The organism is Saccharopolyspora endophytica (assembly GCF_018070075.1).
Lineage (GTDB): Bacteria > Actinomycetota > Actinomycetes > Mycobacteriales > Pseudonocardiaceae > Saccharopolyspora > Saccharopolyspora endophytica.
In genome coordinates this window covers 437,910-454,624 of the sequence record NZ_JAGPXE010000002.1, presented here as the reverse complement: position 1 = coordinate 454,624, position 16,715 = coordinate 437,910, and the positions used below count along the sequence as shown (strand labels likewise).

Sequence of the window (16,715 nt, the reverse complement as noted above, 5' to 3'; positions counted from 1 at the left end):
TCTCCTCAAGGGTGAAGGGTGGGCGACGGCGCTTTCGCCTCAGCCCGGGAGGTAGATGGACTTCAGCTGCTGGTAGCCGGCGAGCGCTTCCGGACCGAACTCACGGCCGATACCGCTGGCCTTGACCCCGCCGAAGGGCGCGTTGAGATCGATGACGTAGCCGTTCACGCCGATGGTTCCGGTCTGCACCTCATTGGCCAGTCGCATCGCGCGCTCCGGGTCGGCGGACCAGACGCTGCCGCCGAGGCCGTAGTCGGAATCGTTCGCGATCTTCACCGCGTCGTCGTCCCCGTGGTACTTGATCACCGACAACACCGGGCCGAAGATCTCCTGCTGAGCGATGGTCGACGAGTTGTCGACGTCGGCGAAGACGGTCGGTTCGACGAACCAGCCCCGGTCGATGCCCACCGGGCGACCGCCACCGAGCGCCACCCTCGCGCCTTCCGCGCGGCCCTTGGCGATGTAGCCCTCGACGCGTTCGCGGTGTTCGGACGAGGCCAGTGGGCCGACCTGCGTGGTGGCATCCAGCGGATCACCGACCTTCAGCCCGGACATCCAGCCCGTCAGCGCATCGACGACCTCGTCATAGCGGCTCGCGGGAGCCAAGATCCGGGTGCAGGCCATGCAGGTCTGGCCGTTGTTGGCCAGCGATGCGAAGTACAGGCCCTCGGTGACCTTGTCCAGGTCGGCGTCGTCGAGGATCACCGCGGCGGACTTGCCACCGAGCTCCAGGCTGACCGGGCGCAGCAGACGCCCGCAGTTCTCCGCGATCGTCCGGCCGGCCGCTGTCGAACCGGTGAATGCCACCTTGTCGACGCCGGGGTGGCTGACCAGGTAGGCGCCCAGATCACGGCCGCCCGGAACCCAGTTGATGACACCGGCCGGAACTCCGGCCTCCTCGGCCGCCTCCGCCAGGACGAAGCAGTCCAGCACGGTTCCCGGCGAAGGCTTGAGCACCAGCGTGCAGCCCGCCGCCAGGGCCGGGGCGATCTTGGTGACAGCCAGCACCACCGGGTAGTTCCAGGGCACGATGCCTGCCACTACACCGACCGGAGAGCGCTGAACCATCGTGTCGAATCCCAGCGGCGACGGACGACGCTCCTCGAACTCGGTCGAGGTGGCCAGGCCCGCGTAGTAGCGCAGCAAGGCGACCGCGTAGCCGCCCTCGAACTGCTCGCTCAGGCTCAACGGCATCCCGTTCTGCTGGCTGACCGTCCGGGTCACCTGCTCAGAGCGCTTCTCCAGCGCATCCGCGAACCTGTTGAGCACCTCGGCCCGCTCAGCTGGGGGCGTCTTCGCCCAGCCCGACTCATCGAACGCTCGCCGAGCGGCATCGACAGCGCGGTCCACGTCCGCGTTCGCGGCCTCCGGCACGCTTCCCAGCGGCTCTTCGGTCGTCGCGTTGACCACCTGAATTCGGCGATCGGTAGCGGGTGAAACCCAGCTGCCGTCGATGAAAAGACTGTCATGGACCACTGCCATGGTCAGCTCCTTTGCCGTGACCGTTGAAACAGGCGCAAATCAGCGCCGGAAGGCGGATCGCCCGCACTAACTCGGGCGTGACCCTGCTCACCGACAAGGTAAGCGAGGGCGAACACATTAGTCAACACCACACGGTCCTAGGTGCCTCCCTTTGTAGCGTTTTCTGCGCTGAACTGCGGATACTGGACAACACAGGGCCGTTCGAAGCACGACACTTCCTTGACTCAAGCGAGTCACATGCTGGATTCGCGCTGAAACGGGGACCGCTGCGATCAACGGGCCCTTCGCCGGGCCAGCAGGTCGAGCGCGTCTTGCCAGCTCGCCTGCTGCCCGATCAAGCGCTGACACTTCGCGCTGTGGCCGGGACTGTTCATCGTGAACGCGCCGACGATGCGGTCTTCCTTGCGGTACAACGCGGTGAACCTGGCGGATTCGAGGTCTCCCGCAGCGACGTGGACCTCGTCGATCCCGTCGGCAACGCCGGCGAACTGCATCTTCCGGTCGTAGCAGTCGGACCAGAAGTAGGGCACCTCGTCGTAGTGCGACGCCGAAGCGGGATCGAGAGCGTTCCGGGCCGCCAGCGCACCCTGCTCGGCCGCGCTCGTCCAGTGTTCGACTCGCAGCGACCGGCCGAAGCGACCGCTTCGCCACCTAGCAACATCACCCGCGGCGTAGACGCCGGGCACACCGACGTTCAGCGTCTCGTCACAGGCGATTCCGTTGTCGACGTCGAGCCCAGAAGAACGCAACCAGTCCGTTCCTGGAATCGCGCCGATACCCACCACCACCAGGTCAACGTCGAGCATGGTGCCATCGGAAAGGTCCACCTGCTCGACGCGATCAGAGCCGGTCACGCCGGTGACCGTGATGCCGCACCGGACGTCCACGCCGTTCTCCTCGTGCAGCCTGGCCACCGCCGAACCGACTTCGGCACCGACCGCGCGCACCAGCGGAGTGGGCAGCGACTCCACCAGCGTGACCGGCAGCCCCCGCCGGCGTGCGGCCGCGGCGACCTCCGAACCGATGAAGCCACCACCGACGACCAAAGTTCTGGCCCCGCCATCGAGGGCGGCCCTGACGGCGCGAGCATCGTCCAGCGTACGCAAGACATGCACGCCTCGAAGGCCTTCCGAGCCAGGTAGCGAACGCGCTGCAGCTCCGGTCGCGATGACCAAGGCGTCGAACCCGAGCGAGTCATCACCCACGGCGACACGACGCTCCGCGGTGTCCAACGCGGACGCCCGCCGCCCCAGGCACAGGTCCACCTCGAAGTCCGCGAACTGCCCTTCGGCCCAATGCGATGACGGCTCCGGGTCGACCTCAGGAGCCAGGAACTCCTTGGAGAGCGGCGGCCGATCGTAGGGAAGATGCGGCTCGTCGCCGATGAGGGTGATGCGCCCCTGATGACCGGACTTGCGGGCGGATTCCACGGCCCGCAGCCCGGCGAGCGAGGCGCCGACCACGACCAGGTGCCCGGCGGTCATGAGAACCCCCTCGAAGAAAACAAGACAAATTTTATCCCTAAGTCGCACATGTTGTATAGTTTAAGCGAAGATCGATGCACCTGACCAGCGTCGAACCACAATTTATCTACACGTCGTATCGATCACTTCCCAACCGTGTAGCACTTTTCCCAGCTCCCGCCGCCCCCACTCCCCCAGGAGGACCGCATGACCGACACGACACCAGGCTTCGACCAGGTGGTGAGCCTCCCGGCAGTGTCGGAGGGAACCGTCATCCCCGATTTCATCGACCTGAACGGGCACATGAACATCCAGCACTACCTGGACTACCTGGCCTGGGCGCGGACACGATCTGCAGCAACGCGGGAATCGACGTCGAATACCGGCGCGTGCGACGACTCGGCATCTTCGCCGCGGAGCACCACCTGAGCTACCACCGCGAGCTCCGCGAAGGTGAGAAGTTCTCGGTGCACCTACGGCCCGTCGAGCGCAGCGACAAGGCCCTGCACCTGGTCGCCATGCTGCTCGATCGCACCAACGAAAGTCTCTCGTGCACGCTCGAGACCGTCCTGGTGCACGTCGACCTGGACTCGCGGCGCGCGACGTCGTTCCCCGCGGACATCTCCTCCAAGCTGGATCAGGAGTTCGCCGAGTACGCCGGGGTGGACTGGCCCGCTCCACTCTGCGGAGCGATGGGCGTACGGCACTGAACCCTCGGAATGAACCAGGACTTGCTGTGAACAGTCGTTCTACCTAGCCCGAGAGAGCCCTCTGGACGGCTACCTGGTCGTCCGAACTTCGCCCTTAAATTGCCGTATAAGTGGGCTACGCCCTCCGCGTTGAGAAGCTCGCGCACCCACAGGACGTTGAAAACGATCGTTCACAGGAGTAGCTTTCTGGCAACGCCGGTCGGCCGGGTACGCCTCGGCCGACCTGGCCTCCAACCCACCTACCGGAGAGCCCTCCAGAGCAGAAGGGACGTCGAAGGCTCATGAACGCGTTCACCGACGTGTCCTACGAGGTCGACAACGGCCTCGCATGGATCACCATCAACCGGCCCGACCGCTACAACTCGTTCCGCGCGAAGACGGTCGACGAACTGGTCAAGGCGTTCAAGTACGCCTGGGCGGACAACGAGGTCGGAGTCATCTGCCTCACCGGAGCCGGCGAGAAGACCTTCTGCACCGGTGGTGACCAGAAGCAGCGCATGGAGACCGGTGACTACGGCCCCTCCGACAGCGGCCTGTTCGAGGTCGAAGCGCTGCACCGGGTGATTCGCGACGTCCCGAAGCCCGTCATCGCCGGCGTCAACGGCTTCGCCATCGGGGGTGGCCACGTGCTGCACCTGCTGTGCGACCTGACGATCGCCGCCGATAACGCGCGCTTCGGCCAGAACGGGCCGCGCGTCGGTTCCTTCGACGCGGGGCTCGGCACCGGCTTCCTGGCCAGGGCGATCGGCGAGAAGCGCGCCCGCGAGGTCTGGTTCCTGTGCCGACAGTACAGCCCGGAGCAGGCCGAGGCGTGGGGTCTGGTCAACAAGGTCGTGCCTGCGGCCGAGCTGAAGAGCGAGGTCCGTTCCTGGGCCGACGAGATCCTCAAGCTCTCGCCGACTGCGCTGAAGGTGCTCAAGCAGTCGATGAACTCCGACACCGAGCACTTCGTCGGCATCGGTCAGATGGCTTACTCGAGCCTTCGCCTCTTCGGTGAGTCCGACGAGGCCAAGGAGGGCATCACCGCCTTCAACGAGAAGCGCTCCCCGGACTTCGGGAAGTACCGGAGCGCCTGAGGAACCTGCGGAAGAGGCGGCTGGGAACCTGGTTCCCAGCCGCCTCTTTGTTGATCCGGGTTGCACGGAGACTGGGGCGGTGCGGCGAGTCCACACGCTCTCACCGCACCGCCCCAGAAGATCACTTTTCCACGGCCGAGCCTGCCAGGGCTCCCTTCATGGCGCCGATGATCCCTCGGGTCGCGTCTTCGGCCTCCTCCGGCTCAAGGCCCCAGGGCGGCACCGTGATGTTCAGGTGGTCGTAGCCCTCGGCGTGCTTGGCGATACGCGACGGGACGTCTTCCGGGGTGCAGGCGACGCCGAGCTGGTCGATCGCGGCGTCCGGTACGGCGGCGATGAGCGCCTCGTTGTCTCCCTGCCTCGCGGCATCGCGGATCTTCTCCTGCGCATCGGACCAGCCGTGCATCGCGAAGAGCCGGTCGTAGACGCGCGAAGCGGCGTACTGGCCGATCGCGAAGGCCAGCCGCCGGCGGGCGAGTTGTTCGTCCTCGTCCACCGAGCACATCACCATGCCCATCAGCTTCACGTCCGAGATGGAGCGCTCGGCCGCGGCGACACCGGCCGCGAGCTCCGGGCGGACCAGCTCATCGATGTACTTCGCGCTGAACATCGGGTGCCCCACCAGCCCGTCGGCCACCTTGCCAGCGGCTCGCACCATCCGCGGGTTGACCCCGGCGGTCCAGATCGGCAGCCGCTCGCGGTACGGGGGCGGCACGTCGGCGGTTGGCACGACGTGCACCGTGTAGAACCTGCCGTCGTGGTGCACCGGTCCCTCGTGCAGCCGCCACAGCTTGCGCAGCACCTCGATCAGCTCTTCCATGCGCACTGCGGGGGCCGCGCCGTCCACCCCGTGCCAGTTCTCCATCATCTTCGGCGTGCCGTTGCCCAGGCCGAGAATGATCCTGCCGCCGGAGAGCTCCTCCAGGTCGCGGGCTTCCGCGGCCCACATCAGCGGCGTGCGACCGACGCCGTAGGCGATGTTCGACCCGATCGCGATCCGATCCGTCGCCGTGGCGATCGCAGCCATCGGCACGGTCGCTGACCTGCTGTAGAGCTCGCCGTTCCACACGGCCTCGAACCCCGCCTGCTCGGCGGCTACGGCGATTTCGGTGGCGCGCCGGAACCGCTCGGGCCCGTAGCCACCGTTGAAGATCGTCAATCCGTACAAGGGAAACCTCCTGATCCTCGGCCGTGGCCTTCGGACCACTCCGCACGAGAACGATCGTTTTCGGGAATCTGTCGAGCCGCGCCGCGCTCAGGCGAAGTTCGGCCTACGCTTCTCCAGGAAGGCGCTGATGCCTTCCTGAGCCTCTCCGTCCTCGAAGAGACCCTGCTCTTGCGCGACCTCGAAGGCGAACCCATCACCCAGCGGCATGTCGAACGCCGCGTCGACCGTGCGAATTACGGCCTGCTGGGCTGGCAAGGACATCCGGCAGAGCTCGTCGGCCAGTCGCAGTGCGGCCTCCTCCGCCTGTCCCGCCTCGACGCGCCGGTCGAGCAGGCCGATGGCGAGCGCCTCATCGGCGTCCACCTGACGGCCGGTGAGCATGATGTCCAGCGCACGTCCGCGACCGACCAGTCGCGGCAGCCGCTGTGTGCCCCCCGCGCCCGGAATCAGTCCGAGCTTGACCTCGGGAAGACCGAACTTCGCGTCGGCGCCACCCACCCGCAGGGAACAGGCCATGGCCAGTTCGAGACCGCCGCCCAGTGCAACGCCTTCGACGGCGGCGATGGCGATCTTGTTCGGTGCGGCGAGCCGATCCAGGGCGCCTCGAAGCGAGTCTCCGTAGGCGATGAAAGCCGCAGCATCCGCCTTGGACATGTGCTTGATGTCCGCGCCGGCCGCGAAGAACCCGGCCACGCTCGAATCGATGACGACGACCTTGATCGCATCATCCGCCTCGGCTTCGTCCATGACCTTGTTCAGCCCGTCGATGATCGGCGTGCCCAGGGCGTTGGCAGGCGGACGCTGCAGTGTCACCCGCAGCACGTTCGCGCCTACACGCTCCGAGACCACCGCATTCGCACCGGATTCCGACATTGCGCAGACCTTTCAGATTCGATGGGTACGCCACAGCGTCACGGGCGTCGTGGGAACTGCGCGAAGTCAGGAGAACGCTTCTCCCGATAGGCTTCGCGCCCCTCTCGTGCCTCATCGGTGGCGTAGAAGAGCAGATTGGTGTCGTGGGCGAGCTGCTGGATTCCCGACAGCCCGTCCTCGGCAGCGTGGAAGCTGGCCTTGAGCAGCCGCAGCGCGAAAGGCGACAGCTCCAGCATCTCCCGGCACCACGCGACGGTCTCCGCTTCCAACTCGGCTACCGGAACGACGGTGTTGACCAGCCCCATGCCGAGCGCTTGCTCAGCGTCGTACTGGCGGCAGAGGAACCAGATCTCCTTGGCCTTCTTGAAGCCGACGAGCTGCGCGAGCAGGCCGGCACCGAAGCCACCGTCGAACGACCCGACCTTCGGTCCGGTCTGGCCGAAACGGGCGTTGTCAGCGGCGATGGTCAGGTCGCAGATCAGGTGCAGGACCTGGCCGCCCCCGATGGCGTAGCCTGCGACCATCGCCACCACCGGCTTGGGCAGCCTGCGGATCTGCACCTGCAGGTCGGTGACGTGGAAGCGACCGACCGAGGCCTTCGCCCCGGAGTCGCTCAGATAACCGGTGTCACCGCGAACCCGCTGGTCGCCGCCGGAGCAGAATGCGTCTTCCCCTTGCCCGGTCAGCACGATCACGCCGACCGAGGGGTCCTCCCTGGCGTGCACCAGCGCATCCGAGATCTCGACGAGCGTTTCGGGCCGGAAGGCATTGCGAACCTCCGGGCGGCAGATCGTGATCTTCGCGATGCCCTCGCCGTCGTGCTCGTAGGCGATGTCCTCGTACTCACGAACCGGTTCCCAGCGCACGTCCCTCCGCAGCCCCTCTCCGTTGGTCAACGCCATCGCTCCGTTCCGCGATCACGCCGGGGCCGCGCCTGTGCGGCCGCACTCCGCCGACGAACCAGCGCCGGACGGATCGGCGATTTGGCCTTACTGTAACAACGGACAGACCAAACAGTCCACGGTTCGTGGAACGATCGTTCACAGCCGTGTGGTAGCTTTTCCAGGTGGACAGGGACCGCATGATCTTGGACGCGGCAGCCGTGGCCTTCCATGAGAAGGGCTTTCACGGCGTCGGCGTCGACGAGCTCGGCAAGCGGGCGGGGCTGAGCGGCCCGACGCTGTACCGGCACTTCTCCAGCAAGGACGAGATTCTCGCCGCGCTGTTCAACGAGGCGATGGACGAGCTGGTCAGCGCCACCGCGATGGTCCACGACGATCCGTTCAAGGACCTCGACCGGCTCATCCGGCACCACGTCGACTACGCGGTACGCAAGCGGCAGCTGGTGAACGTCTACCAGCGCGAGGACCGTTCACTCGCCGAGCCGTGGAAGCGGCACTTCACCCACCGCCGGAAGCAGTACGTGGCGCGCTGGGAGGCTGTCGTCAGCCGCTGCGTTCCGAGCGTCGATGACCAACAGGTCGCCGCGCTCACCCAGGCCTGCCTCGGCATGATCTTCTCCATCGCCTACTGGCCTCCCCAGACCGTGGCGACGCCCTCGCTGGACGACCTGATCGTCGATTTCGCCAGCAAGGGCATCGCCGCGATGGATCTAGGCTGACCCGCCTCGTCCGGACCGGACCACGATCGTCGCCGTGGCCGACACGACCGGCGCGGAATCGCGGGTGGCTTCGAGGGCGAGTTGCGCAGCCGAATAGAGCCCGGCTTCGGTGATCGCGACGACCTCGCCGCTGAGTTCGAGCACATCGCCCGGGAGAACGGCGGCCAGGAAACGCACCTCGTACTCCCGCAGGTGTTCGACGCCGCACCAGTCGGTCAGCCAGCCGGCGAGGATTCCGGCCTGCATTTGCCCCATCGCGATGGGAGTGGCGAAACCGGCTTTGCGCGCGAACTCCGGATCGTGGTGCAGCGGGTTGAAATCGCCGCCCGCACCGGCGAAGCGCACGATGTCGGTCTGCGTCACGGGGCCGATCTCGCGAACCGGAAGGCGGTCGCCGACCTCGACCTTGACCGGCTTTCTCACGACGGCACCCCCTTCTCGATCAGCGTTTCCCGCTGCGTCACCACAGTCGCGCCGAGGACGTCGACGTACTCGGTTTCCAAGGTGATCAGACGCATCGAGCCACCGCGTTTGCCCTCGCGGCGTTCCTCGCCGACCACGCGCCGCACTCCGCGCAGCGCGTCCCCGACCTGCAGCGGCCGGGCGTAGCGCCACTTCACCGAACCGACCACGATCCGTTCCAGCGCCACACCGAGCCGTTCGACCAGCGCGCGCTGGTCGCGCTGGTGCCCGGCGACCACGACATGGGTTGGTGTCGCCAGCATGCTGCCGAACCCCGCCTCGCGCGCTGCGCGAACGTCGGTGTGCACCGGATCCCGCGCGAACGTGGCTCTCGCGAATTCGCCGACCTTTCCGCGCTCGACCTCGAACTCAACTTCGTCCACGACCAGCCCGACGAGCGATTCGCTCACCGCGCACCTCTTCCTCGTCCGCCGGCGCGGTGCGCCGGTCCGTCAGTTCTCGTCACGCGGCCTTCGGAACGCGCAGCACCAATGCGTCCCCCTGGCCCCCGCCGCCGCAGAGCGCAGCAGCACCGGTACCGCCGCCGCGGCGGCGCAGCTCGTGGGAGAGCGAGAGCAGCAGGCGTGCTCCGCTCATCCCGACGGGATGACCCAGCGCGATCGCACCGCCGTTGACGTTGACCCGCGCCGGATCCAACTTCAGCTCGCGCGTGGAGACGATCGGAACGCCCGCGAACGCCTCGTTGATCTCCACCAGATCGAGCTGGTCGGTCTGCAGCTCACCGTCGCGCCGAGCCGCGTCCCGGATTGCCTCGGCGGGCTGCTTGAGCAACGACGGGTCCGGCCCGGCGACGGTCCCGTAGCCGCCGATCTCCGCCAGCCAGCCGACCCCCAACTCCTGCGCGCGACGCTTGCTCATCACGACCAGTGCGCACGCGCCGTCGGAGAGCTGGGAGGACGAACCCGCGGTGATCGTGCCCTCGCTGGAGAACGCCGGCTTCAGAGTGGCCAGCCGCTCCGCTGTCGTGCTCGCGCGGATGCCCTCGTCCTGCTCGATCGGCGACGAGCCCTCCCGCGCGGTGATCGGAACGATCTCCTCGGCCAGCAGGCCCTCCTTCGTCGCGCGAGCCGCACGGGCGTGCGACTCCGCGGCGTACTCGTCCTGCTCAGAGCGAGACAGCGCGTACTCGGTCTGGTAACGATCCGTCGCCTCCCCCATCGGAATTCCGTCGAACGCGCAGGTCAACGCATCGGATTCGAGCGCGTCAAGTACGTGGTCGGCGCCGAACTTCAGTCCCTTGCGCGCCCGGCGCAGGAGGTGCGGGGCGTTCGACATCGATTCCATCCCGCCCGCCACGACGACGTCGTACTGGCCGAGGGCGATGAGCTGCGCCGCCTGAGCCACGGTCGCCAGCCCGGACAGGCAGAGCTTGTTCACCGTGGTCGCGGGGGCTGACATCGGCACCCCCGCGCCCACGGCCGCGATCCGGGCCGGGTTCGGCCCGCCTCCGGCCTGCACGACGTTGCCCATGAGGACGGCGTCGACATCCGCACCGCTCAGGCCCGCACGCGCGAGCGCTTCGCGGATGGCGACCACACCGAGGTCAGCGGCCGTAAGGCCGGCCAACCCTCCCAGGAACCGGCCGATCGGCGTCCGAGCTCCGGCCACCAATACCGCGTCCTGCATGGAAACTCCTTCGTCGTGTTTCGATGCGGCGTGGATCGCCGCGATGACACCCGGAACCGGGTCGATCAGGCCATCGTCAGGCCGCCGCTGACCGACAGCGTCTGGCCTGTGATGTAGCCGGTGGCGTCGGAGGCGAAGAACGCCACTGCCGCGGCGACGTCCTCCGGTGTGGCGAGCCTCTTCATCGGCACGGCCTTGGTCATGCCGCCCAGCACCTTGTCCGCGTCCTGACCAGAGCTGTCGGCGAACTTGCGCAGCGCGGGCGTGTCCGTCGGCCCCGGGCACACGGTGTTCGCCGTGATGCCCTTGGTCGCGACCTCGCGCGCCAGGGTCTTGGTGAAGGCGATGACCCCGCCCTTGGCACCGGAGTAGACCGCCTCCAACGACGAGCCGACCCGGCCTGCGTCCGAACCGATGTTGATCACGCGGCCCCAGCCGCGTTCGATCATGCCTGGCAGCACGCTCTGGATGACCCGCAGCTGCCCGTTGAAGTTCAGGTTCAAGATGCGGTTCCAGAACTGCTCGTCGGTGTCGACGAACTTCATGAAGTCGTCCCACCCGGCGTTGTTCACCACGACGTCGATCGGACCCAGCTCGTCCGACACGGTCTTGACACCGGCCTGCACCGACGTCGTGTCGGTGACGTCCACCTCGACCGCGAGGGCCTTGCCACCATCCTGGTTGATGGCATCGGCGGTTTCGCGCGCCCGCTCCAGGTTGATGTCGGCGACGGCGGTCCGGAAACCCTGGGCGCCCAGCGTCACGGAAATCCCGCGCCCGATGCCCTGGGCGCCTCCGGTCACGAAGGCGACTCGATTGCTCATCTGCTCTCTCCGATGTTCTCGTCGTGTCACAAGGGAACTGCTCAGTTGTGGCTGGTCGCCCACTCCACCGGGCCGGCGACGATCGAGTGGCTGGTGAGCTTGCGGCCGAGCACCGCCTGCGCTGAACGCGCCGCGTCGATGACGCCGGGAAGCGACAGACCGGTCTGCACACCCATCTCGTGGAACATGCTCACCAGGTCCTCGGTCGCGATGTTCCCGGTCGATCCGGGCGGAACCGGGCAACCGCCGAGCTCGCCGAAGCTGGACTCGAAACTGGCGCATCCCGCTTCCAGCGCCGCGAAGGCGTTCGCCAGGCCCTGGCCCCGGGTGTTGTGGAAGTGGGCGGTGATCTCCACCCCTCGCAGCCGTTCCACCGCAGCCGTGAAGAATTCGGAAGCGTAGGCGGGGTTGGCCATTCCTGTCGTGTCGCCGAAACCGAGCTCGGTGGCGCCTGCTTCGGCGAAGCGCTCAGCGATTTCCAGCACCCGGTCCAGCTTCACCTCACCCTCGTAGGGGCAGCCGAAGGAGGTGGCGATCACCGCGGCGCAGCCGAGACCCTCCTCGCGGATCCGGCGTGCCACCACGGCGTTCTCGCGCATCGACTCTTCGACGGTGCGGTTGACGTTCTTCTTGTTGTGCGTCTCCGAGGCGCTGACGAAGATCGCCGCCTCGTGGAAGGTCTCGCGCACCTTCAGCGCGTTGTCCAGGCCCCTGTTGTTCGGGATCAGCGTCATGAGGCGCACGTCCTCGGGCACCTCCACGCGGCGCAGCACCTCTGCGCCGTCGGCGAGCTGCGGGATGACGTCCGGTCGCACGAAGCTGGCCACCTCGATGCGCTTGAGACCGGTGCGGCCCAGTTCGTTGATCAACCGGACCTTGTCGTCGGTGGGAATGTGCTCGGGTTCGTTCTGGAAGCCGTCGCGTGGTCCGACCTCCCGGATGTGCACGCGGGATGGGCGCTGGCTCATGGCGGCAGCTCCTTTCTGCTCTGTCATCGGTTCGTCCCGGCTTTGCCGTCCCCGAGGGACTTCTCCAGCTCCGCGCGGTGCTCGGGCGCGGCGACGGCGATCAGTCGCCGGGCCCGCTCGGTCAGGTCACATCCGCGCAATTCGGCGATGCCGTGTTCGGTGACCACGTAGTCGACGTCAGAGCGGCCTGTGGTCACGGGGCCGTCGAGCACCGGCCGGATGTTGGACGACGAACGGGACGCAGCGCGCAGCGTGATGATCGAGCGAGCTCCGGTCAGCGAGGCCGCCCGGGAGAAGTCGACCTGCCCGCCGATCGCACCGATGTAGGTCCCCTTGCGCATCTCCGAGCCCACCTGGCCGGTGAGGTCCACTTCGATCGCCGAGTTGATCGACACCAGGCCGGAAAGCTTCGCCAGAACCGCGGGCGAGTGGGTGTAACTGGCCGGGCGGAACTCGATGGGCAGGCCGGGCAGTCCGGTGTAGAGCTCGTTGCTGCCCAGTGCCGCGCCGGTGACCACCGAACCGGTGTCGATCTCCTTGTACGACCCGGTGATCACGCCCTTCTCCACGAGCCGGGCGATTCCGTCGGAGACCATCCCGGAGTGCACGCCGAGGTCGTTGTGCTCGGTGAGGCAGTCCAGCACCGCGGAGGGCAACGAGCCGACGCCGAGCTGGATGGTGTCGCGATCCTCGACCAGGCTCGCGACGTTGCGCGCGATGGCGCGTTCAACGTCGTCGGCCGTTCGATCCGGCGCCTCCGGGAGAGGGCGATCGGTCTCGACCACTGCCGCGAACCGTTCCATCGGAACCCGGGGGGCTCCGTAGGTCCGCGGCATGCGCTGATTGATCTCGCCGATCAGCACCGGTGTGTGCTCGATCGCGTCGGCGACGTAGTCCACCCCGACGCCGAGGGAACAAAGTCCCTCGGCATCCGGAGGGCTGACCTGAACGAACCCGACGTCGTTGGGAAGCCGACCTTCAGCGAACATCCGAGGTAGCGCCGAGTAGTGGCACGGCACCACGTCGACTCTCCCCCGCTTCGCGAGCTTGCGCAGTTCGCCGAGGCCCCCGTAGGACGACAGGGCGATCTGCTCGGGCAGCTCGGTGGTCAGCCGCTTGTCCCAGGTGAGCCCGCAGAAGGCGCGCACCGGGCCGATCTCCGCGACGCTGTCCAGCAACACGTGCACCAGCGGGGTCGGTTCAGCGCTGGTCTGCGACCACCAGATGCCATCACCTGGGCGCACGTGGGCGGCGAGGTCGACCATCAGCTGATCCGCTCGATCAGCGTCGCGGTCCCCAGACCACCCCCGCAGCACATCGTGACCAGGCCGAGTTCGACGTCCCGGCGTTCCATCTCCGCGAGAAGCGTGGCCATCAGCCGCGCTCCCGTGGCCCCCACCGGGTGTCCCAGCGCGATGGCTCCACCGTTGACGTTGACCCGGTCGAGGTCGGGCTTGAACTCGCGCTCCCAGGCGAGTACCACCGAGGCGAATGCCTCGTTGATCTCGATCAGATCGATGTCATCGATGCTCAGACCGTTTCGCTCCAGCATCTTGTGCGTCGCCGGAATCGGGCCGGTCAGCATGATGATCGGGTCCACGCCCACCGTGGTCTGGTCGATCACCCGCGCACGGGCGTTGAGGCCGTACTCCTCGGTGGCCGCCCGGGATGCCAGCAGCACCGCCGCGGCACCGTCGGAGATCGGCGACGACGTCCCGGCCGTGATCCGGCCGTTCTCCTGGCGGAACGGGGTTTTCAGCCCCGCCAGCCCTTCCAGGTCGGTGTCCGGCCGAATTCCCTGGTCGCTGTGTCGCGTCTCCCCCGCCAGTTCCAGCGGGATCATCTCGGCGTCGAACCGGCCCTCGGCCACGGCCTGCGCCGCCAACCGGTGCGAGCGCACCGCGAACTCGTCCATCTCGGAGCGTTCGATGCCCCACCGCTCGGCGATGAGTTCAGCGCTCTCGCCCTGGTGCACGAAGGAGTACTGGTCGCGCAGCTCGGCCGGCCAAGGATCACCGTAGAGCTTGGAGATCTCGATGGGCGAGTTGATCGGGACGTGCCCCATGTGCTCGACGCCACCGGCGATCACCACGTCGTGGGTGCCCGAACCGACGAGGCCTGCGCCCATCTCGACGGCGGTCTGAGCGGATCCGCACCGGCGGTCGAGGGTCACGGCCGGAACCTCCGGCGGATACCCGGCCTGCAACCACGCGTTTCGGCCGATGTTGCGGGACTGCTCACCGAAGGGGGCGGTGCACCCGATGACCAGGTCCTCGACCTCCCTCGCAGGCAGATCGGCGCGTGCCAGCAGCTCGTCGTAGCAGGCCGCGAGCATCTCGTTCGGATGCGTGTCGCGGTACCAGCCCTTTTCCGGGTGGCCCTTGCCCATCGGAGTTCGGGCCGCCTCAGCGATGATCACTTCTCGGCCCGCGCTCTGCATCGGTCCCGCCTTCGCGCGGCCCATCAGATCACCGTCCCACCGTCGACGGGCAGCACCTGACCCGTGATGTACCCCGCTGCGTCGGAGGCCATGAACACGAAAGATCCCGCGATCTCGGAGGGCTCGGCCCAGCGCCCGAGCGGGATCCGCGCTAGCGTCTTGGCCGCGAGCTTCTCGTTGCTGCGGATGTTCTCGGTCATCGGCGTGGCTGCGAGCGGAGCGAGCGCGTTGACCGTGACCTGCCGGCGAGCCAGCTCGCGCGCCAGGGACTTCGTGAGTCCGATGATGCCCGCCTTGGCTGCGCCGTAGTTGGCCTGCCCGATCGTGCCCTGCAATCCAGCCGCAGAGGTCACGTTGATGACGCGCCCCTTGCCGTCCTCCGGCAGGTACGGCAGCACCGCCTTGCTGCAGGTGTAGCTACCGACGAGATGGATGTCGACGATCCGGCGGAACGCCTCCTCCTCCAGGTCGGGGAACATCGCCGGCGCGATGGCTCCGGCGTTGTTGACCAGGATGTGCAAGGTGCCGTCGGCCAGCGCCGCTGCGCGTTGCGCGATGTCAGCGGCCGCTGCCGAATCCCGGACGTCCAGCACGCCGTGTTCGGCGACGCCGCCGTTATTCCGGATTCCTTCGGCCACGTGCTTGGCCGCCCGCTCGTCGACGTCGGACACGAACACCCGAGCCCCCGCCTGAGCGAAGGCCATCGCCACCGCGGCCCCGATGCCGCTGCCCGCACCGGTCACCAGTGCGGAGCGGCCGTTGAGATCGAACATCAGTAACTCCTGGGAAGACCGAGAACGTGCGAACCGAGGTAGTTCAGAACCATTTCCTGGCTCAGCGGAGCGATCCGCAGCAAGCGCGCTTCGCGGAAGTAGCGCGAAACGTGGTACTCCTCCGAGTAGCCCATCCCGCCGTGGGTCTGCAGCGCCCGGTCGGCGGCCTGGAATCCCGCGTCGGCACAGAGGTACTTGGCCGTGTTCGCCTCGCGACCACATGGCTTTCCGTTGTCGTACAGCCACGTTGCCTTGCGCAGCGCGAGCTCCGCGGCGTCCAGGCGCGCCAGCGAGTCGGCGAGCGGAAACTGCAGTCCCTGGTTCATGCCGATCGGCCGCCCGAAGACCTCCCGCTCGTTTCCGTACTGCACCGCTCGACGCAGCGCGGCCCGGCCGAGACCGAGAGCCTCGGAAGCGACCAGCATCCGCTCCGGGTTCAGTCCGTCCAAGATGTACTTGAACCCCTGACCTTCTTCGCCCACGCGGTCTTCGACCGGGATGCGCAGGCCGTCGATGAACAGCTCGTTGGAGCTGACAGCGTTGCGGCCCATCTTGTCGATGGGGCGGATGTCGACCTTGTCGCGGTCCAGATCGGTGAGGAACAGCGTCAGACCGTCGGTCTTCTTCTTGGCGTCCTCGAACTTGGTCGTCCGGGTCAGCAGCAGGACCTTCTCCGACTCGCGTGCCTTGGAGATCCACACCTTGCGGCCGTTGACCACGTAGTGGTCGCCGTCACGCTTCGCGAAGGTGGTGATCCGGGTCGTGTCCAGCCCCGCCTCCGGCTCGGTGACTCCGAAGCAGACGTGCAGATCGCCGTTGACGATGCGCGGCAGGTTGCGCCGCTTCAGCTCCTCGGACCCGTGCACGATCACCGGGTGCATGCCGAAGATCGACAGGTGCATGGAGCTCGCACCGTTCATCCCTGCGCCGGAGGCGGACACCTCCTCGAGCAGGAGCGACGCCTCGGTGATCCCGAACCCGTGGCCCCCGTACTCCTCAGGAGTGGTGATGCCGAGCCAGCCGCCCTGCGCGAACGCGTCGTAGAACTCCGTCGGGAACTCGTGCGCCGCGTCCTTCTCCAGCCAGTACTGATCGCTGAACTTCCCGGCCAGCTCGGCGACGGCCTTGCGGATCGTCGCCTGATCCTCGTTCAACTCAAAGTCCACAGCAGTTCTCCCACCAGGCCAAGCAAAAGCCTCTTTGGCCCT

Annotated in this window: 18 protein-coding genes; 4 read left to right on the top strand and 14 right to left on the bottom strand. The window is 67.3% G+C overall.

What is annotated here, in order from left to right; all coding sequences use genetic code 11:
* Window positions 1–39: 39 nt before the first annotated feature.
* Window positions 40–1,482 (bottom strand): aldehyde dehydrogenase, encoded by a 1,443-nt coding sequence (locus tag KBO27_RS06180; protein ID WP_210968966.1) that lies wholly within the window; start codon window positions 1,480–1,482, stop codon window positions 40–42.
* Between the two features lie 272 nt (window positions 1,483–1,754).
* Window positions 1,755–2,966, bottom strand: a complete 1,212-nt coding sequence (locus KBO27_RS06175) for an NAD(P)/FAD-dependent oxidoreductase (RefSeq protein WP_210968965.1) — start codon at window positions 2,964–2,966, stop codon at window positions 1,755–1,757.
* 186 nt (window positions 2,967–3,152) lie between these two features.
* Here KBO27_RS06175 and KBO27_RS06170 point away from each other — a divergent pair, with 186 nt between their 5' ends.
* From KBO27_RS06170 to KBO27_RS06160, 3 genes are all read left to right on the top strand, one after another.
* Window positions 3,153–3,374, top strand: coding sequence for a hotdog family protein (locus tag KBO27_RS06170; RefSeq protein ID WP_210968964.1), 222 nt, complete (start codon window positions 3,153–3,155; stop codon window positions 3,372–3,374).
* Window positions 3,335–3,655: a thioesterase family protein gene (locus KBO27_RS06165; protein WP_210968963.1), complete on the top strand. Its 321-nt coding sequence runs from the start codon at window positions 3,335–3,337 to the stop codon at window positions 3,653–3,655. The genes KBO27_RS06170 and KBO27_RS06165 overlap by 40 nt, the downstream gene beginning before the upstream one ends.
* Before the next feature lie 281 nt (window positions 3,656–3,936).
* On the top strand, window positions 3,937–4,731 hold the full coding sequence (locus tag KBO27_RS06160; RefSeq protein ID WP_210968962.1) for an enoyl-CoA hydratase-related protein: 795 nt from the start codon (window positions 3,937–3,939) through the stop codon (window positions 4,729–4,731).
* A gap of 121 nt (window positions 4,732–4,852) precedes the next feature.
* On the opposite strand, the gene KBO27_RS06155 is transcribed toward KBO27_RS06160, so the two are convergent.
* From KBO27_RS06155 to menB, 3 genes are all read right to left on the bottom strand, one after another.
* Window positions 4,853–5,899 (bottom strand): LLM class flavin-dependent oxidoreductase, encoded by a 1,047-nt coding sequence (locus tag KBO27_RS06155; RefSeq protein WP_210968961.1) that lies wholly within the window; start codon window positions 5,897–5,899, stop codon window positions 4,853–4,855.
* An 87-nt stretch (window positions 5,900–5,986) separates the two neighbouring features.
* Window positions 5,987–6,772, bottom strand: a complete 786-nt coding sequence (locus KBO27_RS06150) for an enoyl-CoA hydratase/isomerase family protein (RefSeq protein ID WP_210968960.1) — start codon at window positions 6,770–6,772, stop codon at window positions 5,987–5,989.
* A gap of 38 nt (window positions 6,773–6,810) precedes the next feature.
* Window positions 6,811–7,668 carry a 1,4-dihydroxy-2-naphthoyl-CoA synthase gene (gene menB / locus KBO27_RS06145; RefSeq protein WP_246536346.1) on the bottom strand — a complete coding sequence of 286 codons (858 nt, stop codon included), beginning with the start codon at window positions 7,666–7,668 and terminating at the stop codon, window positions 6,811–6,813.
* Between the two features lie 170 nt (window positions 7,669–7,838).
* On the opposite strand from menB, the gene KBO27_RS06140 reads away from it, so the two are divergent.
* Window positions 7,839–8,393, top strand: a complete 555-nt coding sequence (locus KBO27_RS06140; RefSeq protein WP_210968958.1) for a TetR/AcrR family transcriptional regulator — start codon at window positions 7,839–7,841, stop codon at window positions 8,391–8,393.
* Here KBO27_RS06140 and KBO27_RS06135 read toward each other — a convergent pair.
* The 9 genes from KBO27_RS06135 to KBO27_RS06095 all read right to left on the bottom strand — a co-directional run bounded on the left by KBO27_RS06135 (window position 8,385) and on the right by KBO27_RS06095 (window position 16,673).
* Complete coding sequence (locus tag KBO27_RS06135; RefSeq protein ID WP_210968957.1) at window positions 8,385–8,816, bottom strand: MaoC family dehydratase; 432 nt, start codon at window positions 8,814–8,816, stop codon at window positions 8,385–8,387. The genes KBO27_RS06140 and KBO27_RS06135 overlap by 9 nt on opposite strands.
* Window positions 8,813–9,265: an FAS1-like dehydratase domain-containing protein gene (locus tag KBO27_RS06130; protein WP_210968956.1), complete on the bottom strand. Its 453-nt coding sequence runs from the start codon at window positions 9,263–9,265 to the stop codon at window positions 8,813–8,815. The genes KBO27_RS06135 and KBO27_RS06130 overlap by 4 nt, the downstream gene beginning before the upstream one ends.
* Window positions 9,266–9,317: 52 nt before the next feature.
* Window positions 9,318–10,502 (bottom strand): acetyl-CoA C-acyltransferase, encoded by a 1,185-nt coding sequence (locus tag KBO27_RS06125; protein WP_210968955.1) that lies wholly within the window; start codon window positions 10,500–10,502, stop codon window positions 9,318–9,320.
* A gap of 65 nt (window positions 10,503–10,567) precedes the next feature.
* Window positions 10,568–11,326 carry an SDR family NAD(P)-dependent oxidoreductase gene (locus KBO27_RS06120; protein ID WP_210968954.1) on the bottom strand — a complete coding sequence of 253 codons (759 nt, stop codon included), beginning with the start codon at window positions 11,324–11,326 and terminating at the stop codon, window positions 10,568–10,570.
* A 41-nt stretch (window positions 11,327–11,367) separates the two neighbouring features.
* Complete coding sequence (locus KBO27_RS06115) at window positions 11,368–12,294, bottom strand: hydroxymethylglutaryl-CoA lyase (protein WP_210968953.1); 927 nt, start codon at window positions 12,292–12,294, stop codon at window positions 11,368–11,370.
* Between the two features lie 23 nt (window positions 12,295–12,317).
* A complete protein-coding gene (locus tag KBO27_RS06110; protein WP_210968952.1) occupies window positions 12,318–13,559 on the bottom strand; it encodes an acetyl-CoA hydrolase/transferase family protein in 1,242 nt (413 codons plus the stop codon).
* The gene (locus tag KBO27_RS06105) at window positions 13,559–14,758 is read right to left on the bottom strand and encodes a thiolase family protein (RefSeq protein ID WP_246536339.1); all 1,200 of its coding nucleotides are present in this window, start codon (window positions 14,756–14,758) and stop codon (window positions 13,559–13,561) included. Before KBO27_RS06105 ends, KBO27_RS06110 begins: the two co-directional genes overlap by 1 nt.
* Entirely contained in the window at window positions 14,758–15,507 is a 750-nt protein-coding gene (locus tag KBO27_RS06100) for an SDR family NAD(P)-dependent oxidoreductase (protein ID WP_210968951.1), read from the bottom strand. The genes KBO27_RS06105 and KBO27_RS06100 overlap by 1 nt, the downstream gene beginning before the upstream one ends.
* Complete coding sequence (locus KBO27_RS06095) at window positions 15,507–16,673, bottom strand: acyl-CoA dehydrogenase family protein (protein ID WP_210968950.1); 1,167 nt, start codon at window positions 16,671–16,673, stop codon at window positions 15,507–15,509. Before KBO27_RS06095 ends, KBO27_RS06100 begins: the two co-directional genes overlap by 1 nt.
* Between the last annotated feature and the right edge of the window lie 42 nt (window positions 16,674–16,715).